Raw genomic sequence first — 24,055 nt, forward strand, 5'->3', positions numbered from 1 at the left:
TGTGCTTTCAAACGTTACCAGAATGAGAAAATTTTATCCCGCTTTAACGGGCAGTAAGATCCCCATCTTAAGATTTAGAGAGAAATGAGAGAGAGATGGGGGATCAACTACCTGTAAAAGTCCGATTGGTTCGGGCCAACAGGATGTTGGTCACTCAGGTGTTGCCACAGGACGTGGTGCTTTTAACCTGAGTTCCTCTATTTCAGTGGGGATGAAGAAAGCCCCCACTGATGGAGTTTCACTTTATCCATTCTTTTGTGAAACGTCTATTTGTAATAAAACTGATGAAATATCGACGGTATTAATTAAGCTTTATTAAAGGCAGAACGAGTTGCTTTAATAAACTTTTACTGTGCATGAAAAGAGCATTCTGTAACATACTTATTGTGTAAATAACAATGTTCAAAAGATACTATGATAAGATATTTTGAAATCACTTGGAGGTGTTCACTCGTATGACAGAAGTAACAAGAACGAAGGACATACCACTTTTACCACTTAGAGGGTTACTCGTTTACCCAACGATATTATTACATATTGATGTAGGTCGTGAACGCTCTATTGTTGCATTGGAAAAAGCGATGGCAGATGATAATTTGATCTTTCTTGTCACACAAAAAGTAATGAGTGTCGAAAATCCTGTTGAAGAGGATTTATATGAAGTGGGAACAGTTGCCTATGTCAAGCAAATGTTGAAATTACCAAATGGTACAGTGCGAGTACTTGTAGAAGGTCTCAATCGTGCAAAAATAAAGAAATGTTTAGAACATGATGATTATATGTCTGCTAACTTAGAAAATTTAGTGGATTCAAAAGATGTAGATATTGAAACAGAGGCATTGATGCGAACATTATTATCGTATTTTGAAAAATATTCTAAAGCCTCTAGTAAAATTTCAAACGAATCTTATGAAACAGTTGCAGATATTGAAGAACCGGGACGTTTTGCTGATACAATCGCATCCTATTTGCCATTAAAAATGCAAGGAAAACAAGAAATCCTTCGTGCCATAGATGTCAAAGAGAGGATTAAAATCTTAATTCAGCGCCTACATGACGAGCAAGAAGTATTAAATCTTGAACAGAAGATTAATACGAAAGTAAAGCGTGCAATGGAAAAAACGCAAAAAGAATTTTATTTGCGTGAGCAGATGAAAGCTATTCAAGAAGAATTAGGCGATCGTGAAGGCAAACAAGCTGAAGTGGCAGCACTAAAAAAACGTATTGAGACTTCGGATATGCCAGAAGATACGATGAATGTCGCGTTAAAAGAATTAGGACGTTACGAGAAAATACCAATTGCTTCTGCAGAAAGTGGCGTTATTCGAAATTATTTGGATTGGCTTCTTTCTATACCATGGCGTACGGCAACGAAAGATCGTCGTGATATTCATGTGGCAGAAAAAATTCTAAATCGTGATCATGAAGGATTAGAAGAAGTAAAAGAACGGATTTTAGAATATCTATCTGTCCAACAATTAACCAATTCTTTGCGGGGACCAATCCTTTGTTTAGTTGGACCACCAGGAGTGGGAAAAACATCTTTAGCTAAGTCAATCGCGGAGTCTTTGAATAGGAAATTTGTTCGGATTTCACTTGGTGGAGTGCGTGATGAATCCGAAATCCGTGGTCACAGAAGAACGTATGTTGGCGCAATGCCAGGGCGTATTATCCAAGGTATGAAAAAAGCAGGTACGATCAATCCTGTTTTCTTACTGGATGAGATTGATAAGATGTCGAATGATTTTCGTGGTGATCCTTCTGCAGCCATGTTAGAAGTATTAGATCCTAACCAAAACAGTACGTTTAGCGATCATTACATTGAGGAAACATATGATTTATCCAATGTAATGTTTATTGCAACAGCAAATGATTTAAGCACGATCCCAGGCCCTTTAAGAGATCGTATGGAAATTATCTCAATTGCTGGTTACACAGAAGTCGAAAAACAAGAAATTACGAAAAAACACTTAATTCCAAAACAAATGAAAGAAAACGGTTTATCCAAATCTCAATTACAAATTCGTGATGATGCAGTGCTTGACTTGATTCGTTATTATACTCGAGAAGCAGGTGTTCGAGGCTTAGAACGTCAAGTTGCTTCACTATGCCGAAAAGCAGCCAAAAAGATTGTTTCAGGTGATAAAAAGCGAGTGGTGATGACTTCGAAAAATTTAGAGGAGTTTCTTGGAAAGCATCGATTCCATCATGGACAAGCTGAAACAGAAAACCAAATCGGTGTTGCAACAGGTTTAGCCTATACCGTTGTTGGTGGCGATACGCTTCAGATCGAAGTTTCACTTACTCCAGGAAAAGGGAAGATTCAATTGACTGGTAAGTTAGGAGATGTCATGAAAGAATCTGCCCAAACAGCATTATCTTATGTGCGTTCAAAATCAGATGAATTGGGTGTGAAGGATGATTTCTTTGATACACATGATATTCATATCCATGTCCCAGAAGGGGCTGTACCAAAAGATGGACCTTCAGCTGGGGTGACAATGGTGACGGCCATTACTTCTGCTATTACTAAACGTCCAATTCGACGTGAAATAGGAATGACTGGAGAAGTTACTTTACGTGGGCGCGTTCTACCGATTGGCGGTTTAAAAGAAAAATCACTAGGAGCTCATCGCGCAGGATTAACAACCATTATTTTACCAAAAGACAATGAACGTGATATTGATGATATTCCAGAAAGTGTTCGTAAGGGACTCACATTTAAGCTCGTGTCAAATGCGGATGAAGTATTGGAATTAGCATTAGACGGAGGGATTTCATGAAAGTTCATAATGTAGAGATAGTCATCAGTGCTGTTCGACCATCTCAATACCCGGATGACGGTCTGCCAGAGTTCGCTCTAGCAGGTCGTTCTAATGTCGGTAAATCTTCTTTTATAAATCGAATGATTGGCCGAAAGAGTATGGCTCGTATATCTTCAAAGCCAGGAAAAACACAAACTTTAAACTTCTATAAAATCGAAGAACAATTATTTTTTGTGGACGTCCCCGGATATGGCTATGCGAAAGTATCAAAATCTGAACGTGCAGCATGGGGCAAAATGATCGAGCAATATTTAACAGGACGAAGTGTGTTAAAAGCGGTCGTACAAATCGTCGATATTCGCCATGAACCAACGGATGATGATTGTATGATGTATGACTTTTTAAAACATTACAATATTCCAACGATCGTCATAGCGACAAAAGCAGATAAGATTAAAAAAGGAAACTATGCCAAACATAAAAAAATAGTCAAAGACGTACTCGATATGGACCCAAGTGATCCACTCATCTTATTTTCAGCTGAACTGGGAATGGGAGTGGAGGAAGCTTGGGAAGAGATTGAGAAAAGAATGTAATGACTACATAAAGTGAAGCTTCACTCATTAGGGCTTCATCTCCAATGGGTGTCAGTAGAACTAGTCGGTATTACAGGCAGTATCCCTATAACCTCTACAGGTTGCTTGAATCTAAAGGAGAAGAGAGGTACTGCCTGTTCATACAGATATAAAAGTAGAATATTGTTTCAGCTAACAAAAAGGAGCCAGGAATGTTCCAACATACATTTTCTTGACTCTTTTATCTTGATTTAGCAATCTTTTATGCGAGAAAAGCGAAGCGGCAGGTATAGATGTTTTTTGTACCGAAAGCGGAAACAGCAGGTACAGAAAACGATCCATCTCTCTATAGGGTGAGATGAATGCAATTTGAATTCCGATTCAGCGAGTGTACACAAACGCTCACAGAAACGATTTGTCAGATCTTTTTTTAAAGTCCTTCACCTATTTGACATTACTTGCAGAAAACGCTTACTTATAGTGAAAATCAATTGCAAAGTTGAAAAGAAGTTTTAAAATAAAAAGAGGTTTATGAAATGGGCTCAAATGCATAAAATATTGAAAAGGATATTCAATATCAGAAATTTCAATATAAGTGCAACAATATTGTGCTTAGGGGTATGATTTGATAAAATATAGATTATAATAATTCTAAAGAGCAATAATAAAAGAAAAAAGTCGATTTTATGTCATATCCTGTTCATAATTGCAAATGGGATGAAGCGATATTTATGCTATAATAGAAATCGTCAATTAGAACGTGAGAGGTGTATAATTTCATGCATACCATCATAGTAGGCTTGAATTATAAAACAGCGCCCGTCGAAATTCGCGAAAAATTCTCCTTTATGGAAGAAGAACTTCCCGAAGCGATGAGAGCATTACAAAGTCGAAAAAGTATATTAGAAAATGTAATCGTTTCAACATGTAACCGTACTGAAATTTATGCAGTTGTCGATCAATTGCATACAGGGCGTTATTATATCAAACAATTTTTAGCGGATTGGTTTAAAGTTCCAGTCAGCACTTTTGAATCGCATTTATATATTCGTGAAGAAGATAGCTCAATTATGCATCTATTCAAAGTTTCTTCAGGAATTGACTCAATGGTGTTAGGTGAAACTCAAATTTTAGGACAGGTCAAAGGTAGCTTTTTAAAGGCTCAAGAAATTGGTACGACTGGTACTGTGTATAATAAATTATTTAAACAAGCTATTACCTTTGCCAAACGTGCCCATGGCGAAACGGCTATTGGTGAAAATGCAGTTTCTGTTTCTTACGCTGCTGTGGAACTTGCAAAGAAAATATTTGGATCATTGTCTAACAAGCATATTGCCATATTAGGCGCTGGAAAAATGGGTGAATTGGCTGCTGAAAATTTATACGGAAGCGGTGTTGGAAAAGTAACCGTTATCAATCGTACATTCTCAAAGGCTGAAACGCTAGCTGAAAAATTCCACGGTACGGCAAAGTCTATGCGCGAGCTACAATGTGTACTATTAGAAGCAGATATTTTAATCAGTTCAACCGGTGCGACAGAGTATGTCATTGATTATGACTTGATGCAATTTGTAGAACGTTTGCGTAAAGGAAAACCAATATTCATGGTGGATATTGCTGTTCCACGTGATTTAGATCCACGAATCGGCGATCTACCAAATGTTTTCCTATATGATATCGATGATTTACATGGGATTGTCGAAGCAAATCTTGCTGAACGTCAACGTGCGGCTGAACAAATTACATCTATGATCGATACTGAGATCGATGAATTCAAAGATTGGATGTCTACTTTAGGCGTAGTTCCTGTTATTGCAGCACTTCGTCAAAAAGCTGCTCGTATTCAATCAGAAACAATGCAAAGTATTGAAAATAAAATGCCTGATTTAACAGAACGAGAAAAAAAGGTATTAAATAAGCATACGAAATCGATCATCAATCAATTGTTAAAAGAACCAATTTTACAAGCAAAAGAAATGGCTGGCTCTCAAAAATCGAAAGAGCAACTCGCGTTATTCCAACAAATTTTTGGGATTGAAGAAGAAGTTGAAGAAGAAGCTCAAAGACAACAACTTCATGAAAAAGAACGCATGCAAAAATTAGTATTAGAAGCACAAACAACTGATGCTAAATTGTCATATTAGAGGACTTTTTAGAAGGCGTTTTCGTATCTATGTGGTAAACTGATAGGTGCGAGGACGCTTTTTTCTTTTAAGAAACAATTATTGAAAAGGAGTCGGTTATGGCTGATTTGACAATGGCAAGGCTGCATGAAGCAATGACCGTCTTATATGCAATCAGTCTTGTCTTTTATTTTATAGATTATCTCAATAAAGACGCGAAGGCTCATCGGATTGCTTTCTGGTTAGTGTCAATTGTTTGGGTGATGCAGTCTGTATTTTTAGGACTTTATATTACAGAAACACATCGTTTTCCAATATTATCTTTATTTGAAGGCATTTATTTTTATGCGTGGTTATTAGTAACAATTTCGATATTGTTGCATTGCTTATATCGTGTCGATCTACCGGTATTTTTTCTGAATGTGATTGGTTTTATCTTTATTTCCATTCATACATTCGCGCCAAATCAGATTGCACAGTCGCCGGTAGGAGATTCACTTATTTCTGAGTTGCTTATTATTCATATAACGTTCGCAATATTGTCATATGTAGCATTTTCTTTGTCATTTGTTTTCTCCACATTGTACTTAATCCTTTATAATGTACTTAAGAAAAAGAAATGGACAAAACAATGGACAAGATTACCTTCTTTGGACCAAGCTCAAAAAGGAATGTCGAGTGCATTATTAACAGGTATTCCATTTTTACTTATTAGTTTAATATTAGGATTGCAATGGGGCTTTGCATCATTTGATCATTTTTCCATTTTTGATGCTAAAATTATAGGTTCTTTTATATCCCTATTAATTTATTGTTTGATTTTATTTGGATATCGAAAGGGAAAACTACATACTACCATGTATGCTTGGACACATGTCTATGCATTTTTGATCATTATTATCAACTTCTTTTTAGGAAGTCGTTTATCAAGTTTTCACTTTTGGAATTGAGAGAAAGGTTGGATTGTAAGTGCGTAAAATTATTGTAGGTTCAAGAAGGAGCAAACTTGCTTTGACGCAAACGAATTGGTTTATCGAGCAGTTAAAACAAGCAGGTGCACCATTTGAATTTGAAGTGAAGGAGATTGTTACAAAAGGTGATAAAATCCTGGATGTTCAATTATCCAAAGTTGGTGGGAAAGGCCTATTCGTAAAAGAAATCGAACAAGAGTTATATGATAAAGAAATCGACTTTGCTGTTCATAGCATGAAGGATATGCCAGCAGTACTTCCAGAAGGACTTGTTATTGGCTGTATCCCCAAACGTGAAGATCCACGTGATGCATTTATTTCTAAGGGGCATGTAAAATTTGCGGATCTTCCTAAGGGTGCGGTTGTCGGTACAAGTAGTTTACGTCGTAGTGCTCAATTGTTACTTGCTCGTCCCGATCTAGAAATCAAATGGATTCGTGGTAATGTAGATACGCGTTTGGCAAAATTAGAAACGGATGAATACGATGCGATTATTTTAGCGGCGGCAGGTTTAAAACGTCTAGGCTGGAATGATGAAGTCGTTACAGAATATTTATCGACTGATATTTGTATGCCAGCTGTTGGTCAAGGTTCGCTCGGAATCGAATGCCGTGGAGACGATGAAGAATTGCTAGCAGAGCTTGCGAAACTAACAGATCAAGCAACTTGGAAAGAAGCACAAGCTGAACGTGCATTCTTAGCAGCAATGGATGGCGGTTGCCAAGTGCCAATCGCGGGGTTTGCTCGTTATACGAAAGGAACAGTTTGCTTCAATGGTTTAGTAGCAGCACCCGATGCTTCTGTTTTCTATAAAGAAGCATTCACTTCAGAGGATGCATCCTTAGCAGGAAAAGAAGTCGCAGCTAAGCTTACAGAACAAGGCGCTTATGAATTGATACAAAAAGTGAAGGCTGAGCAAGATGCCAAGTAATTTGCCATTACAAGGACGACAAATTGTGCTAACTGGTACGAAAATGATGGATTCAGTGTTTTCCAAAATAACAGCTTTAGGCGGTACAGTACATTACTTACCGCTTATTACTGTTCATGAAATCGAGACATCTGAAGATAGTATAATGTTGCACCGTGCCTTCAGTAGCGAATGGCTGATTTTCACCAGTCAAAATGCAGTACGAGCATTTTCAAATAAACTAAAACGATTGAACAAAGCAAAAGAAAATTGTAGGGCGAAAATTGCCGTAGTTGGAGAGAAAACAGCACAAGCACTTCAAAAACTAGGATTTACAATCGATTTTATGCCTTCTACATATAGTGCAGATATTTTCGTGAAAGAATTCCCCAATCATGTGGGACCATTAAAAAGTTGTCTATTCTTGAAAGGTAGTTTAGCAAAAGCTACTATAAAAGAGGGTTTACCTTTTCCGGTAGAGGAATGGACGGTTTACGAGACCATTCAAACGACTGAACATGTTTCTGCGATGAAAAAATTGGTCGAACAATCAGCACCTGTTACTGTGATCTTTGCAAGTCCATCTGCAGTAGATGTTTTTGCAAAGCATATAGCGCCTACAACAGGGTGGAAAGGTTTTCAAATCGCAGCAATCGGCCATGTAACGGAAAGGGCACTACAACATGTGGGTGCTCAGGTAGATGTAAAACCAGAAAAATATACAATGATGGCCATTATTGAAGAACTGGCTAAAGAAGGGAACTTGAATCATGACAGACTTGAATTTTAAAAGACATCGACGTTTACGCCAATCTGCAACGATGCGTGCAATGGTGAAAGAAACACATTTACACAAAGAAGATTTCATCTATCCTATTTTTGTAATTGATGGAGAAAATATTAAAAATCCTGTACCTTCAATGCCAGGAGTTTATCAATTTTCACTAGACCGTTTAGGTGAGGAAATGGATGAAGTTGTATCTTTAGGTATTCCATCTGTGATCCTTTTTGGGCTTCCTGCTGAAAAAGATGAAGTGGGAACACAAGCTTTCCATGATCATGGGATTGTTCAAGAAGCAACTCGATTGATCAAAAAAGATTATCCTGATATTGTTGTTGTCGCAGATACTTGCCTATGTGAATTTACTTCCCATGGTCATTGCGGAGTCGTATCAGAAGATCATAAAATTTTAAATGATCCTTCATTAGATATCCTTGCAAAAACAGCTGTGTCACAAGCACAAGCCGGAGCAGATATTATTGCGCCTTCTAATATGATGGATGGCTTTGTGGCTGCGATCCGTAAAGGATTAGATGAAGCTGGCTTTGAAGATGTTCCAATTATGTCTTATGCTGTGAAATATGCATCTGCATACTACGGTCCATTCCGTGATGCGGCAGATGGAGCGCCTAAATTTGGCGACCGTAAAACATATCAAATGGATCCGTCAAATCGTTATGAAGCTATGCGTGAAGCTACAAGCGATGTAGAAGAAGGAGCAGATTTCTTAATCGTCAAACCGGCATTAGCTTACCTAGATATTGTTCGTGATGTTCGTAACAACTATGATTTACCGATCGTTGCCTATAATGTAAGTGGTGAATATGCAATGGTGAAAGCGGCGGCACAGAATGGCTGGATCGATGAAAAGCAAGTTGTTCTCGAAACATTAACAGGTATGAAACGCGCAGGAGCAGATTTAATCATTACTTATCATGCAAAAGATGCAATTCGATGGATGGAGGAAAAATAAGCAATGACTCGTTCACATGAAAAATCAAAAGCAGCATTTGCTGAAGCAATCAATTTAATGCCAGGTGGGGTCAACAGTCCTGTTCGTGCATTTAATGCCGTAAACATGGATCCTATCGTAATGGAAAAAGGCCATGGGGCTATCATTACAGATGTAGATGGCAATGACTATATAGATTATGTATTATCATGGGGACCACTTATCATTGGTCATACTCATCCGGATGTTGTAGCGGCTATCAAACGAGTAGCAGAAACAGGTACAAGCTTTGGGGCATCTACTGTTGTCGAAAACGAATTAGCAAAAGAAGTGATCAAACGTGTACCATCAGTGGAAATGGTACGTATGGTTTCATCAGGTACTGAAGCCACAATGAGTGCGATTCGTGTAGCACGTGGCTATACAGGACGTGATAAAATCCTTAAATTCGAAGGCTCTTATCACGGTCATGGTGATTCTTTGCTGATCAAAGCAGGTTCAGGTGTTGCAACACTTGGTTTACCTGACAGTCCTGGGGTTCCGATGGGGATTGCTCAAAATACTTTAACAGTTCCTTACAATGATTTAGCAGCTGTACAACAAGTGTTTGACAAATATGGTGAAGATATTGCAGCTATTATTGTAGAACCAGTTGCAGGTAATATGGGCTGTGTTCCTCCACTACCAGGTTTCTTAGAGGGTTTACGAGATATTACGACAAAGGCTGGTTCACTATTGATCTTTGATGAAGTGATGACAGGTTTCCGTGTAGGTTTTAACTGTGCACAAGGCTACCTTGGGATTACACCAGATCTTACATGCTTAGGAAAGGTAATCGGTGGTGGTCTTCCAGTGGGCGCTTTCGGTGGTCGTCGTGAAATTATGGAACATGTGGCACCAGCTGGTCCGATTTATCAGGCCGGTACACTTTCTGGTAATCCATTAGCAATGGCTGCCGGTCTTGAAACATTGAATCATGTAACACCAGCATCATATGAATACTTCAAAAAATTGGGGGACCAATTAGAAGCTGGTTTCCGTGAAGCAGCTGAAACATATAATATTCCTCATACTGTAAACCGAGTAGGTTCTATGATTGGCTACTTCTTAACAAACGAAAAAGTGATCAACTTTGAAACAGCTAAAACGGCTGATTTGCAATTATTCGCAGATTACTATGCATTAATGGCTGAAGAAGGAATCTTCCTTCCACCATCTCAATTCGAATGTGTATTCTTCTCAACAGCACATACAGAAGAACATATTGCTAAAACGGTAGAAGCGTTCCAAAAGGTATTCAAGAAATTGGCTAGATAGATCATAACGGATATTTGGAAAAGGTTTGAGTTTACTTAAGCACAACAAGGGACAGAAGCAAAATTAAATTTTCTGTTTTTGAAAAAGGAGTTTAGTTTGGGTTTGTCTTTTGATAAATGAAAACAATGAAAACACAGAATGCCCTAAACGAGCGTTCTGTGTTTTTTCAGTTTAGCAGCTTATGCGCGGTGGGGAAGGATCAAGAAGATCACACTGTGTAAAGTTTTCTTTATAATAAGAAATTAAATGAGAGTATTAGGTGTGTTGATGATCTCATTCTATCTATAAGATATAGAGTTTTTTAGGATTACATCAAATATTCATCCTCATTTTCCCCCATCAACACGCTGTAATGATATTTTAAAATAACTTCAATAATAAAATAGCACTCGGACAAATTCCCTCTTAGTAGAAGTTCTTTTTAAAATTTTTTCTGCATATACATGAAGATAGAGGAGGGATGTCGGAGTGTCAAACATTACCTGGGAAATAAATGAGTCATTTATTTTTCCTGAAGCGTATGGCCGCCCAGTAAAAACAGAAGAGATTAAAGTGGTTCCACGTTGGGAACAACAAATAGATGATTTATCGCTCCAAGTTTCCGGAATTTATCATGTATCGGCTTATTTAGAATTTGATAAAGAAAAGGAAAGAGCGAAACAATTATCAAATGATTGTACATTAATAGACGATGTGGAATGGCGAGACGACAAAGGATATTTTGAATATGCGATTGCTTTTGATGTGAGTCTACCAAAGGAAGTGGTGCAGTCATCTATTCAATTGGATGCGCGAGATGTTAAGGTGGAATTACAAGACGATGGAATTTGCCACGTTAACTATCAAGTAGATTGTCACTATGATGAAGTGAAAAAGGAGCAACCAGAGATCTTAGTACAATCTACTGAAAGTACAGCTTCAGCTGATCTTTTAGAAACTCCTATAGAATTAAATTCGGAAGAATCTATCTTAAGTGAATTTTTATGGGATTTAGAAGAACATTATACAACGGTTGAGATTCCATTAAATGATATCGGTAAATAATAAATACCAAAGTAATATAAAGATTAAGAGGAGGACAACATCTAAAGTCGTTGGGACAATAATGACCCGTATGAATTGAAAACAGGATAAAGGTAAGATGATATTTCTGCAGTAAAATCTTGTCTTACGTAACCAAGGGGGAAGTAAATAAGGATTGTAACGTCCTCTTTTCATTATTGAATCTCCTTTCTTTTTGAAATGAAAAATCCATTCCTAGTAGTATATGTTGCTAGGAATGGGTTTTTGTCGTTAAAGTTATAAATATTATTTCATCTGTAGGAAATCAAATAACTTGTAGATCGAATAATGGTGATGAAATGATGTATTGAAAAACTTGAAAAATAATGTCGTATTCGGTAAAATAAAGATAGCTATATATATGCGAAGAAGGGGAGGAGTAGAACGCTCCTACTTGTTAGAGAGGAAACGGTTGGTGCGAGTTTCTCAAGTAGACGTTTGAAGGTAGCCCTGGAGCAGTTTCTGTGAACAAATGAAGTAGCAGAAACCGGTGTGATAAAGCCGTTATCCGATGAAGTGTCAGCTCATATTGGCTGAAATTAAGGTGGTACCGCGAATAGAACCTTCGCCCTTTGTTTAGGGTGAAGGTTTTTTATTTATCTTCTCCCCCGATTACTTTGTCCTGTATTAACGGACAGTAAGATTTCCTGTTTCAAGACTTTAATCACAAGCAGGAAGAATGGAGGTCCACCACCTATAAAGGTCCAATTGGTTCAGCTCATACACCAGTGGGAATGAAGAAAATTCCCACTGATGGAAGCTTCACTTTATGGAATAACAAGATATTCAAAGGAGGTCATACGATTGACTGAACAAAATACATCAATGCCTACAAAATACGATCCACAGTCGATTGAACAAGGTCGCTATGATTGGTGGCTGAAAGGCGAATTTTTTAAAGCACAACCTGAAAGTGGAAAACAACCATATTCTATTGTTATTCCACCACCAAATGTAACTGGTAAATTACATTTAGGTCACGCCTGGGATACGACACTACAAGATATCTTAATCCGTATGAAACGCATGCAAGGCTATGATGCTCTTTGGTTACCAGGGATGGACCATGCAGGTATTGCAACACAAGCAAAGGTAGAAGCAAAACTCCGTGAAGAAGGCGTTTCTCGTTATGACCTAGGCCGCGAAAAATTCCTCGAAAAAACATGGCAATGGAAAGAAGAATACGCGGGTACAATTCGTCAGCAATGGGCGAAATTAGGTTTAGCTCTTGATTATTCTCGTGAACGCTTCACCCTTGATAAAGGTCTTTCTGATGCAGTAAAAGAAGTATTCGTCAAATTATATGAAAAAGGTTTAATTTATCGTGGTGAACGTATTATCAACTGGGACCCACAAGCCAAAACAGCCCTATCTGATATTGAAGTTATTTATAAAGATATCGAAGGGGCATTCTATCATATGGAATATCCTTTGGCTGATGGTTCTGGCAAACTTGAAATCGCTACAACACGTCCAGAAACCATGCTTGGTGATACAGGTATCGCTGTCAATCCAAAAGATGAACGCTATGCACATTTAGTTGGTAAAACAGCTATTCTTCCAATCGTAGGTCGGGAGCTTCCGATTGTAGCAGATGATTATGTCGATATGGAATTCGGTACAGGTGTTGTTAAAATGACTCCTGCGCATGACCCTAATGACTTTGAAGTAGGGAATCGCCACAATTTAGAACGGATTATCGTGATGAACGAAGACGGTACGATGAACGAAAACGCTGGCAAATATCAAGGTATGGATCGTTTTGAATGTCGTAAACAAATCGTCAAAGATCTACAAGAAATGGGTGTATTGATCCGCATCGAACCATATATGCACTCTGTTGGTCACTCTGAGCGCACGGGTGTTGTTGTAGAACCTTATCTATCCGCACAATGGTTTGTTAAAATGGAGCCTCTTGCAAAAGCGGCATTAGCGCTTCAACAAAAAGAAACAGAAAAAGTAAACTTTGTACCAAACCGTTTTGAAAACACGTATTCTCGCTGGATGGAAAATGTTCATGATTGGTGTATTTCTCGTCAATTATGGTGGGGGCACCAAATTCCAGCTTGGTATCATAAAGAAACAGGTGAAATTTACGTAGGAAAAGAAGCACCAGCTGATGAAGAAAACTGGACGCGCGATGAGGACGTACTAGATACTTGGTTTTCATCTGCATTATGGCCTTTTTCTACAATGGGATGGCCTGATACAGAAGCAGCCGATTTTAAACGCTACTATCCAACAGACGCTTTAGTAACAGGTTATGATATTATTTTCTTCTGGGTATCCCGTATGATTTTCCAAGGCCTTGAGTTTACAGGGGAACGTCCTTTCAAAGATGTACTCATTCATGGATTAGTACGTGATGGTGAAGGACGTAAAATGTCTAAATCCCTTGGCAATGGTGTCGATCCAATGGATGTTATCGAAAAATACGGTGCAGATTCATTGCGTTACTTCTTGGCAACTGGTTCATCTCCAGGTCAAGATTTACGTTACACCACTGAAAAAGTAGAAGCTGTTTGGAACTTTGCTAACAAAATATGGAATGCATCTCGTTTTGCATTGATGAATATGGATGGCTTAAAATACGAAGAAATCGATCTTTCAGGTGAAAAATCAGTTGCGGATAAATGGGTTTTGACACGTTTAAATGAAACAATTGAAGAAGTAACTCGACTTGCCGATAAGTATGAATTCGGTGAAGTTGGTCGTCATCTACACAACTTTATCTGGGACGATTTCTGTGACTGGTACATTGAAATGGCCAAACTGCCGCTTTACGGTGAAGATGAAGCAGCCAAGAAAACGACTCGTTCTGTACTTGCTTATGTTCTAGACAATACAATGCGTCTATTACATCCATTGATGCCATTTATGACAGAAGAAATTTGGCAAAACTTGCCTCATGATGGTGTATCAATCACTCAAGCTTCATGGCCTGTAGTAAAACAAGAATATATTTTCGATCAACAATCACAAGACATGAAATTATTGATGGATATCATCCGTGCAGTACGGAATATTCGTGCAGAAGTAAATACGCCAATGAGTAAAAAAGTGCCAATGTATATTTCTGCTAAAGATCAAGTAACACTTGCAGTTTTAGAGGCTAATAAAGCGTATATCGAAAAATTCTGTAATCCTGAAACACTTACATTAAGTGAAAATTCACAACCTACGGTGAAAACGATGTCAGCTGTCGTATCAGGTGCTGAATTATTTTTACCACTTGAAGGTTTAATCGATGTAACAGCGGAAATTGAACGTTTGACGCATGAACTTGAAAAATGGGATAAGGAAGTAAAACGTGTTCAAGGCAAACTAAGTAATGAACGCTTTGTTTCCAAAGCTCCAGAAGCAGTCGTTGCTGCAGAACGTGCAAAAGAAGCAGACTATCTTGAAAAATTTGCAACTGTTGAAAAACGCATTACCGAATTGAAAAACATGTAATTTGAAAGTGGGACTACGCTTATTGTAGAGATTTTCAATAGGTGTCAGCGAAAGCAATCGAGCAGAATTACACGTCTTTAGAAATGGGGATTTCCCCCGATTAATGCGAGATCAATAAAATCGTCGAAGTCTTTATGAATGGACTTCGACGATTTTTTTATGGAAGAGAAGACTTCATTTGTCGATAAATAAATAGGCTTTATCTCAAAAAGTTTGGATTTCATTCACCGAAAAGGAGACTCGATTTATAGAAGAGGGAGGTTCCATCCACGGAAGAAGGAGTTCTATCCACGGAAGGAGAGGTCCCATCCACGGAAGAAAGGGTCCCATCCATGGAAGGAGGGGTTCTATCCACGGAGGAAGGTCCCATCCACGGAAGGAGGGGTTCTATCCACGGAGGAAGGTCCCATCCACGGAAGCAAGAGTTCTATCCACGGAAGGAGAGGTCCCATCCACGGAAGAAAGGGTCCCATCCACGGAAGAAGGAGTTCTATCCACGGAAGGAGAGGTCCCATCCACGGAAGAAAGGCCACAATCCACGGAAGAACGAATTCCATCCATGGAGAAGCCAGCCGACCCATGGAAAATAAAAATGCAAGGTCCCATTTAAAACTCTTCTAAACGAATTCTTTATCTTTAACCAACCAAATCAGTATGATGATAACTATAAATTTTCTGCAAAATATTCCATAATCAATGTAGGTAATTCTTCGTTATATAATTGATAAAAAGATCTGGCGCCAACCGGATCCTCGATTTCATTTAAAAGCCAGTCGCCGTTTGGTAATAGTAAAAAGTCGATGCCGATGTAATCGCTTTTCAATGCTTTTTGTAGCTGAAGAACCTGTTGTCGTTGAAGAGCATTTAATGGATATTTTTCGATTGTTCCTCCTAGAGTATAGTTGGAGCGGAAATCGTGACTGCCCATGCGTTTGACAGCGCCGATGATGGTTGAGCCAAGCACCCATACACGAACATCCGTAGCTTTTGTTTCGATATAGGGTTGGATAATCGTTTGGCGATTGCTCCATATATGCTGATATTTTTTTAATTCATTTTCATCCGAGCATAATGCTACCTCTTTGCCGCCATGTCCATCAACGGTTTTGATGATAACTGGAAATTGATTGATTGGGTCTTCCGACAAAATAGGGACAGAAGGAATGCCATGTAATTTTCCAAATTGTAGAGTCCTTTTTTTATTATTCGCAATGCTATTGACAAATGAATTATTGAAAACTTTAATGCCTGCTTGCTCCAACTTTTTGGCTATTTGAGGATTGCGTGTACGATTCCAGACAAATGATAATGGATCGATTGTATAGTTTTCAAACTGCAATTGTCCATCTACTTCATCATCAGTGATGAATGAAAGTGCTATGTCATACTTTTTAGCCGTTTCAATCATTTCCTTGATAAAATACTTATTTTTCTCTACATCCTGTTGTTCATATATGAGATAAGCATGTTTCATCGTGTCACCCGATTTTCTTTAAAATATATTCGACGAATGCTACACCTACATTAATACCTGTCACATTATACAGATTTCGGATATGTGCAGCGGCATTGACTTCACACACAATCGGCTCCTCATCGGGACCGAATAGCAAATCCACACCAGCAAATTCAGCTCCTACAGCTTTGGCTGCTTGAATAGCCACTTCTTTTTGGATATCAGTCAACATGATTTTTTCGGCATGACCGCCATTTGTAATATTGGCACGAAAATCCGTTTCAGAATGGCGATACATAGAGGCAATGATTTCGTCCCCAATAATATTCACACGAATATCACGACCACGACTTGAAGCCACAAATTGTTGGAAGACAAAATCTACACCTCGTAGGGCATCTACTTTCTCATAGAATTCCTCTTCCGTATGGATCAAATATACATTCATCCCAAATGAGCCGTGTCCTTCTTTTATAATCATTGGTAGCCCCAATGTATGTAAGACATTTTCGAAATAGCCACTGTCACGAATCGTAAACTTAGGATAGACCTTGGGCGCGATAATTGTGGTAGGCATTGGCACATGAGCCTTTGCCAATTGTATGTATTGCTTTGCTTTGTTGTCGCAGGTTTCAATCACTTCAGGATCATTGAATACAGGAATTCCACAATTTTTTAAATAAGTAGCAAGTAAAATATCTTTATCCAAAAAGATAACGAAATCAGGTTTGTTTTGAAGCTCTTCATCTAGCTTCATCATCATTTCATAGTTCTTTAAAATAGTTGGTTGAACATTTAGTTGTTCACAAGCTTCAGCCATTAATCTGGCTTGGTCGAGAAATTTATCATTGATAAGACTACCATTGTAAATAATCCAACATGTTTTCATTATAAAATCCCCTTCATACAAGTGAGTGCTATAATAATAAAGTAAAATTTCATACAGTAGATGTTTTTTCCATTTCCACTGTGTATGACTAGTTGAACCAATCAGGCTTATACAGGCAGCTGTTTCCACACTTATTTCTTTCCTTTTATTGGAGTATTGAAGTGGGGTCTTCCTGTTAATGCGGGATAAATAAAAGTTTAGCACGAAAATGATTGAATATATAGGATGGAGTGTTAAAATGATTCCTAAATTAGATGAATATAAAAAACGCTGGCATATTTCAAGTGATCCAGCGATCAAACCAGGACTAGATGCGATGACAGAAGCATTGGCATTAGTAAAAAATCCGCAAAACGATCTTCCTGTTATTCATTTAGCAGGAACAAATGGCAAAGGTTCTACCGTCACCTTTATTGAACATATTGCTCAACAGCATGGATTAAAAACAGCAACATTCATGTCTCCTTGTATTGAAGATGTTCATGATCAAATCCAGCTTAATGAAAAACCAATAACGCCGAAAGAAATGAATGCCGTTTTTCAAATCATGCATGATGCAGGGGTAGATGGGAAATTGACTGATTTTGAACTTCTCACAGTGGCAGCTTTTCTTGCCTTCAGTCGATTCCAACCTGATATTGCGATCATCGAATGTGGAATGGGCGGCCGTTTTGATTGTACAAATGTGATGATCCCTGTTGTTTCAGTTGTACCAAGCATTGCGTTAGAACATACCAATTTCTTGGGCGATACATTGAGGAAAATCGCTTATCACAAATCAGGCATTATTAAAAAAGACAGACCTATTGTGACAGGAGCTCTTCCAACTGAAGCAATGGAAGTTTTTGAAGAAGAAGCGACAAAACAAAGTGCGCCCCTCTATGTATTTAATAAAGATTTTTCAGTAGAAACAACTAAAGATGGTGAAAAATACATCAATCCGAATTACGAATTTACGAACTTAAAACGCATCATGCCAGGCACTCACCAAAGAAGTAATATGGCACTTGCTATTACTGCCTTTACATTATTTGCAGGGGAGAAAAATATTAAAATCGACTCGACAAAGCTGCAAAAAGGTATACATGAGGCTCATTTAGCCGGGAGATTCGAGAAAATAGTCCCAAATCTATATATTGATGGTGCCCATAATCCTGCCAGCGCAAAAGCGCTAATTAAGTCGATTAAGGAAGAATTTCCAGGGAAAAAGATTCATTTTATAGTAGGAATGCTAAAGGATAAAAATATAGAAGGTGTTTTAAGGTTATTAGAAGAAATAGGTACTAGTTTTACTTTTGTGGATGTGGACAATGAAAGAGCAATGCCTGCTGAAACGATCTATGACATAAGTCACAGTGAAAATAAGCGCGTATCAGATGAAGATATCATTCGTATAATTGATGAAAAGCTAGATGAAACAAGCATTGTTATCATGACAGGATCACTTTATTTATTAACACAGTGGAGGAAAGCACTATTAACAAGGTTTAAATGTACTAAATTTTTATATTGAAATATGAGTATATTTTGGTATAATTTACATTACAAATTTTAAAAAAGCAGGGTGAAAAGTATGAAAAAGACAATTGGTTTTCAAGTGTTGATCTTCATCTCATGGATTGCATTAGTACCTATAAGTATTTATGCGATTTATGTCCAATTTCCCCCTGCTTTCAATATAGATTGGTCTTTGCTGATAGGATTGACCATCTTAGGTCTTGTAACAGCTTCCTGTCCGGCCAATATTAATGGAGTACCTTATTTTTTGATTCAGTGGGTAGGTCTTGCTGTATTTTTAAGATTTGGCTTATTTATAGAAATCATTGTGTCCCAGATCGCCATCATACCATTGATTTATCGCTTAAAATTAACCCGGCAAGATATTTATCGAATTCCCTGGAATTCAATGATGTTTTTAATGGTGTCATTTATCAGTGGTTTTGTCTTTTTGAAATTAGGAGGGACTATTCATTCCATTGACCCTATACATATGGTTGGTTATGGATTGCTTTATATTTTGGTGAATAATGGGGTAAATCACACACTTATAAAACTAAGTGGTTTTTTATTAGGCAACAGAACACCATTCTTTACGATGGAAGATGCTTGGGATTATTTGATAGGTTGCTATGTACTGCCAATGGGGATTAGCTTGTACTTTTTATGTGAGTATGTAGGGATTATCGCCATCATATTATTAGGCATTCCTTTTTATATTTCAACAAAACTTTTACAGCTTTATGGAATCTCCAATAAATTGAATAAGGAACTTTCTGAAGCCGCCCATTTCGGCCACCAATTGGCTGATCGGCTAAGTTCAGAAGAAACACTCGACTTATTTATGGAACAAGTGCCGAAAATGGTATCAATTGATGGATTTTATATGATCGATCGTCGAAAACAAACGGGAATCCTTTCTATTTTGAAAGCTTATGAAAATGGACAAACGATCATGAAAAACGTCACACATAAAGAGCTTAGCAAGGGGATATTAGAGGAAACATTATATACAGAAGAAAAAATTAAATTTAAGAGGCGAGTGGAATGGGAATCAAAATCTAGCGACTATTTGCTCCCTGATACCCAAAGCATTTTAGTATTGCCTCTATCAAGAAACCATGAAATGGAAGGGATTCTCATATTAACATCTAAAAAGAAAAATTTCTTTAAAGATTATCAAGTGAAGATCCTCGAACTGGTTTGTTCGTATTTTACGGTTTCTTTAGAAAAAGCAAGATATGTAGAAAAGGCAAAGCATACGAGTGAGCGCTGTGGCTTAACAGGATTATATAATTATAGGTATTTTGATGAGCATTTAACCATCACGATGGAGCAATTGAAAAGAAGAATGATTTCTAATTTATCGTTAGTCATGTTAGATATCGATTATTTTAAAAAGATCAATGATAATTACGGTCATCAAAGTGGCAATGATATCCTATGCGGGATTGCAGATATTTTACGAAGAGAAATCGGTGAACTTGGCACAATCGCTAGGTATGGAGGAGAAGAGTTCGTCATTCTTTTGCCAGGCTATTCAAAAGCAGCAGCACTTCATATTGCAGAGCATCTACGCAAGACCATCGAACAACAACCATTTGAAATCACACCTGATTTGATGAAAAATGTCACACACTTAGTTGTCCATGTAACAGCAAGTATAGGTGTATCTGCTGCACTTGAAGACACCGATGATGCTCCAGCGCTACTACGAAATGCTGATCAGGCCATGTATATCGGCGCGAAGAAAAAGGGAAGAAATAGGGTTGCTGGGTATTGATATTTTGAACAATAATAAAAAACTTATGACAGTTTTACTAAATACATTTTATAAAGTGAAGCTTCCATCAGTGGGGTTTTCTTCATCTCCCACTGAGCTAGAAGAACTCAAGTTAAAAGCGCCACGTCCTGTGGCAACGCTTGAGTGACCAACATCTTGTTGGCCCAAACCAATCGAACTTTTACGGGCAGTTGATCCCCCCACCTATCTTTCTCGTTTCTCTCTAAACCTTGAGGTGGGGGTCTTACTGCCCGTTAACGTGGGATAAAAATGAAAAGTGAAGAATACGGTTATTATTCAAACTGAATCTTGAAATAAAGAAAAACTAGGGCTTATTTACCCTAGTTTTCTTTTTCGCCATTTTCTTCAATTTGCGATTGGACAAATAAAAATTCATCTGTAGTATTGGGATAATCATCTAATTCAATCGTAGTGGTCGAACCTCCACCAGGATTTGTTGTGCCAGGTTGATCGGTTTTGGTTGGGGGATTGACTGTTGCTCCACCAGAATTTGTATAAGCTTTTGCGACAATATTGCCGTTAATGGTTCCTCCTCCACTTTGGATAAAATTACTATTTGGAGCTAAAAATAATTGTTCTACGTCATTAGATCCCCCAGAAACTTCTACGTTGTTATTTCCATAAACATATATATTACCTTTAACTTGACTACCAGCAGTTAGAGTTAAATCAGCATTTTTTACGTGTAAGGAGCTCATTAGATTAATATTACTAGCAATTGTTAGTTTGTCTGATCCTCCGTAATAAATATTTGCTTGTGAAGAATTACCGTTGCTATTGATAGAACCATAAGCAAAATTCATCTGATCTTTTACGTAAAGATTTAAGGTTCCTGGGTTGGTAAGTTTGATTTCACCAGCCAAATCTAATGAATCTACATATAAAGAATGAGATTGTCCCTTTAAATCAATATTAAGTGTTTCATTTCCTGTGATATTAATTTTTTTTAAGTAAATATCTGAATCTAATGATAAAGTTTGATTCCTTGCTTTTGAATTTACGGTAAGGGTCCCATTTTTTATAAAATCAAAGGAAGTCCCACTACCATCTGTGCTAGTAATTGTTTTATCGTTTAGAATGGGGATATTCGTAGGTTTTTTAAAAACAGTATCTGCATCTTCCAATTTAGGTATACTTGCTGTGCAAGAATTATGGAAAACATTCTCGGGATTACTTTCAAGTGAATATTCATTTATCAATTCTTCTTTTTCTTCATTTGTTAATTGACTTGCTTTTGAAGCTTCTTGTGAAGTAGTTGTGTTTGAAAAACTATTCCCGTATTTGTATTGTCCATTAATATTTACCCAACTAGTGATGTTAATATTATTTAATGCAATCACATCTTTTGAAATATTCGGGTAGCCACTTATGAATATGTTATTTCCATAAACAGATCCACTGATATTTCCCCCACCTAAAGTAACATTCTTTTGTGAGTAAACATTTTTGATTCCTGAAGAGCCATTAATGACAATATCTTCTGTCGAATACACATTTCCGTTGTAACTTGCTCCGTTATTCCCAATCTCTATTTTCTTTGTCGAATACACATCTCCATTTATTGTTCCACTACCACTATTAATAGACCCATAAGTATAAATTGCATAGCAGGCATTCAATTTGGGTGTTGTTGTATCTGTTTTGTCTTCAATGACCACTTCTTTTTTGCCGGGATTTTGGTCTAGAGAAATTTGGATTTTCTGTGAGATGGATCTTTTGTTGTTTTCTCCAATTTTCCCAGTTGATTGAATCGTGTAAATCAACTTTTGGGATGTACTATTTTGAAGATCAGGCTTTACAGTTGTTGTTGATGTCGGTTCGATTCCTTTTTGTTTAGTGTATTTTACTTTGCTGCTCATTTCTTTAAGATCACTATCGTTTATAATAGTAGGATCGGTGTTTGGTAGTAAATTCGTATATTGTGAGTTTATTTTTGCTTTCGCTGTTTGAATAAATTCCGTTTGAAAATCAAATGGCTCTGGCTCTTGATGATCTTTTAAAGCATTGATATATGCAGCTTCAGCGACCTTCGTTTCATCAAAAGCCTCTTTCGCTAATTTTTTTATCTCCACGCGTTCTTGTGTAACACCAGATTCAGCTATGTAATAGGCCGATTGATTTTCTCTTTCACTAGAGGATTGTTTCATGGTTGTAGCGGTGGTATTCATCAAGCCTAGTCCAAGTACAGATATTACGACAAGCGTTAAAATCGCGATGATTAATGTATAACCATTTTCGTTATGATGCGTATATTTGAAACAAAACCGTTTTTTCATAGCTTCAGCTCCTAGAAAATATTGTTGTTTCGATTTTTTTATCATAATTATCTTGAATCAGAATGCGCCACTCTGTATTATTCTCCTGTGCGGATGGGTTGATTTTCTCAATGTTAAACGTGTGAATATGATTTGCGACTACTTCATCGTCATCATCAAAAGTATTGGGGTCACCGCTGTATTTGTAAATAGAGTGGGTAGTCGTATCTAATTGATAGTTTGTATCCGTATTTTTGAAACGTATGCCGTTATCAATTTCTTCAATATTAGTAGCGTTTGTCATTCGGATTTCTTTTGTTACCACTTTTAATACATATGAAATATCATGAATTTGAGTATTTTCCTGTAATTGGTCGCTGTATTGACTAGAACTACCTGTTAAGGTGTTGAGAAGAAGTAGAGATAGAAAACCGATAATCACAAGCACTGCCACTGTTTCAACAAGTGTCATTCCTCTTTGATGTTTCAAAATTTCTTTGCCTTTCATCACAATCCCGCCTTCCATTCAATGACGTTTTGCATAATCGCTTTATAGTTTTGAGGATTACCACAGACAGCATCGGGATTTTCTAACGTTTTTTTATCATAAACAGTAATCGTCATATCGGAAAGGTTAGAGGGGAATTGAGCATTTTGAGCTAGTTGTAATGCAATCGTATAGCCAGGATATTGAGCGTCTTCTTTAAAATAAGTATTTACACAAGATGCATTTTGATAGTGTAGACTTGTGATGCCATCTTCTTTATGGTTAAAAGTATATTTTTTACTGATGCTATAGAAATTCTCCATCTCCGTTTGCGCAACGTATGTTGCATCAACGATTGTCTCTGAAGAATTTGTCGTTTGTTTTGTTTGAATAAAAAGTGTGAAAAATGACACTAATAGAATGACTAATATGACAAAGGATGCAATGACTTCTACGAGTGTGCTTCCTTTTTCGTTACAAATGTTATGGGTTATATTCAAATCATTCATCCCTGCCTTCTATCATTAGTGAAAAAGTAATATATATTCGTTTAAAATGATAACATATTTTAAGATGGTTTTTACGAGAATAAAGGTGAAAAAGAAATAAATTTTATTAAAATGAATGCTAGATTGGTATCGTCATGAAAAATATAAAAATAGGGCACAAAGAATAGTGATTTAATAGTATTCTTTGTGCCCTATTTAATAAGTTTATCCCGCTTTAACAGGCAGTAAGACCCTCATCTCAAGATTTAG

The 24,055-nt window shown here is 37.3% G+C and carries 18 protein-coding genes and 1 other annotated feature; of the genes, 12 read left to right on the forward strand and 6 right to left on the reverse strand.

The annotated features are described in order from the left end of the window. Positions 1 to 455 precede the first annotated feature (455 nt). The 10 genes from lon (at position 456) to FEU33_RS04000 (ending at position 14,909) form a co-directional block, all read left to right on the forward strand. Complete coding sequence (gene lon, locus FEU33_RS03950; protein ID WP_146548119.1) at positions 456 to 2,783, forward strand: endopeptidase La; 2,328 nt, start codon at positions 456 to 458, stop codon at positions 2,781 to 2,783. Continuing rightward, positions 2,780 to 3,361: a ribosome biogenesis GTP-binding protein YihA/YsxC gene (gene yihA / locus FEU33_RS03955; RefSeq protein WP_146548120.1), complete on the forward strand. Its 582-nt coding sequence runs from the start codon at positions 2,780 to 2,782 to the stop codon at positions 3,359 to 3,361. Before lon ends, yihA begins: the two co-directional genes overlap by 4 nt. 758 nt (positions 3,362 to 4,119) lie before the next feature. Then, positions 4,120 to 5,484 carry a glutamyl-tRNA reductase gene (hemA, locus tag FEU33_RS03960; protein WP_146548121.1) on the forward strand — a complete coding sequence of 455 codons (1,365 nt, stop codon included), beginning with the start codon at positions 4,120 to 4,122 and terminating at the stop codon, positions 5,482 to 5,484. 98 nt (positions 5,485 to 5,582) lie between these two features. Beyond that, the gene (ccsA, locus tag FEU33_RS03965) at positions 5,583 to 6,413 is read left to right on the forward strand and encodes a cytochrome c biogenesis protein CcsA (protein WP_146548122.1); all 831 of its coding nucleotides are present in this window, start codon (positions 5,583 to 5,585) and stop codon (positions 6,411 to 6,413) included. Positions 6,414 to 6,432: 19 nt separating this feature from the next. Then, positions 6,433 to 7,365, forward strand: coding sequence for a hydroxymethylbilane synthase (hemC, locus tag FEU33_RS03970; protein WP_146548123.1), 933 nt, complete (start codon positions 6,433 to 6,435; stop codon positions 7,363 to 7,365). Then, positions 7,355 to 8,134, forward strand: a complete 780-nt coding sequence (locus FEU33_RS03975; protein WP_146548124.1) for a uroporphyrinogen-III synthase — start codon at positions 7,355 to 7,357, stop codon at positions 8,132 to 8,134. Before hemC ends, FEU33_RS03975 begins: the two co-directional genes overlap by 11 nt. After that, positions 8,115 to 9,098: a porphobilinogen synthase gene (hemB, locus tag FEU33_RS03980; protein ID WP_146548125.1), complete on the forward strand. Its 984-nt coding sequence runs from the start codon at positions 8,115 to 8,117 to the stop codon at positions 9,096 to 9,098. The genes FEU33_RS03975 and hemB overlap by 20 nt, the downstream gene beginning before the upstream one ends. A gap of 3 nt (positions 9,099 to 9,101) precedes the next feature. Continuing rightward, positions 9,102 to 10,394, forward strand: coding sequence for a glutamate-1-semialdehyde 2,1-aminomutase (gene hemL / locus FEU33_RS03985; protein WP_146548126.1), 1,293 nt, complete (start codon positions 9,102 to 9,104; stop codon positions 10,392 to 10,394). Between the two features lie 468 nt (positions 10,395 to 10,862). Continuing rightward, on the forward strand, positions 10,863 to 11,438 hold the full coding sequence (locus FEU33_RS03990; RefSeq protein WP_146548127.1) for a hypothetical protein: 576 nt from the start codon (positions 10,863 to 10,865) through the stop codon (positions 11,436 to 11,438). Positions 11,439 to 11,813: 375 nt separating this feature from the next. Next, positions 11,814 to 12,032, forward strand: a binding site (T-box leader). Positions 12,033 to 12,281: 249 nt separating this feature from the next. Further along, a complete protein-coding gene (locus tag FEU33_RS04000) occupies positions 12,282 to 14,909 on the forward strand; it encodes a valine--tRNA ligase (protein WP_244951035.1) in 2,628 nt (875 codons plus the stop codon). 664 nt (positions 14,910 to 15,573) lie between these two features. On the opposite strand, the gene FEU33_RS04005 is transcribed toward FEU33_RS04000, so the two are convergent. Together FEU33_RS04005 and FEU33_RS04010 are read right to left on the reverse strand one after the other, a co-directional pair. Then, complete coding sequence (locus tag FEU33_RS04005; RefSeq protein ID WP_146548130.1) at positions 15,574 to 16,383, reverse strand: ATP-grasp domain-containing protein; 810 nt, start codon at positions 16,381 to 16,383, stop codon at positions 15,574 to 15,576. Between the two features lie 4 nt (positions 16,384 to 16,387). Continuing rightward, positions 16,388 to 17,254, reverse strand: a complete 867-nt coding sequence (locus tag FEU33_RS04010; RefSeq protein ID WP_146548131.1) for an ATP-grasp domain-containing protein — start codon at positions 17,252 to 17,254, stop codon at positions 16,388 to 16,390. Between the two features lie 238 nt (positions 17,255 to 17,492). Here FEU33_RS04010 and FEU33_RS04015 point away from each other — a divergent pair, with 238 nt between their 5' ends. Further along, positions 17,493 to 18,767 (forward strand): bifunctional folylpolyglutamate synthase/dihydrofolate synthase, encoded by a 1,275-nt coding sequence (locus FEU33_RS04015; protein WP_146548132.1) that lies wholly within the window; start codon positions 17,493 to 17,495, stop codon positions 18,765 to 18,767. Positions 18,768 to 18,827: 60 nt separating this feature from the next. Then, positions 18,828 to 20,534, forward strand: coding sequence for a sensor domain-containing diguanylate cyclase (locus FEU33_RS04020; protein ID WP_146548133.1), 1,707 nt, complete (start codon positions 18,828 to 18,830; stop codon positions 20,532 to 20,534). A 48-nt stretch (positions 20,535 to 20,582) separates the two neighbouring features. Here FEU33_RS04020 and FEU33_RS18655 read toward each other — a convergent pair whose 3' ends face one another. The 4 genes from FEU33_RS18655 to FEU33_RS04035 all read right to left on the reverse strand — a co-directional run bounded on the left by FEU33_RS18655 (position 20,583) and on the right by FEU33_RS04035 (position 23,806). Then, entirely contained in the window at positions 20,583 to 20,738 is a 156-nt protein-coding gene (locus tag FEU33_RS18655; protein ID WP_186731424.1) for a hypothetical protein, read from the reverse strand. Between the two features lie 137 nt (positions 20,739 to 20,875). Then, a complete protein-coding gene (locus FEU33_RS04025) occupies positions 20,876 to 22,831 on the reverse strand; it encodes a PilX N-terminal domain-containing pilus assembly protein (protein ID WP_146548134.1) in 1,956 nt (651 codons plus the stop codon). Between the two features lie 4 nt (positions 22,832 to 22,835). Beyond that, positions 22,836 to 23,318, reverse strand: coding sequence for a type II secretion system protein (locus FEU33_RS04030; RefSeq protein ID WP_186731308.1), 483 nt, complete (start codon positions 23,316 to 23,318; stop codon positions 22,836 to 22,838). Further along, positions 23,318 to 23,806: a type IV pilus modification PilV family protein gene (locus FEU33_RS04035; RefSeq protein WP_146548136.1), complete on the reverse strand. Its 489-nt coding sequence runs from the start codon at positions 23,804 to 23,806 to the stop codon at positions 23,318 to 23,320. Before FEU33_RS04035 ends, FEU33_RS04030 begins: the two co-directional genes overlap by 1 nt. Positions 23,807 to 24,055: the final 249 nt, after the last annotated feature.

Source organism: Rummeliibacillus suwonensis (genome assembly GCF_007896435.1).
Lineage (GTDB): Bacteria > Bacillota > Bacilli > Bacillales_A > Planococcaceae > Rummeliibacillus > Rummeliibacillus suwonensis.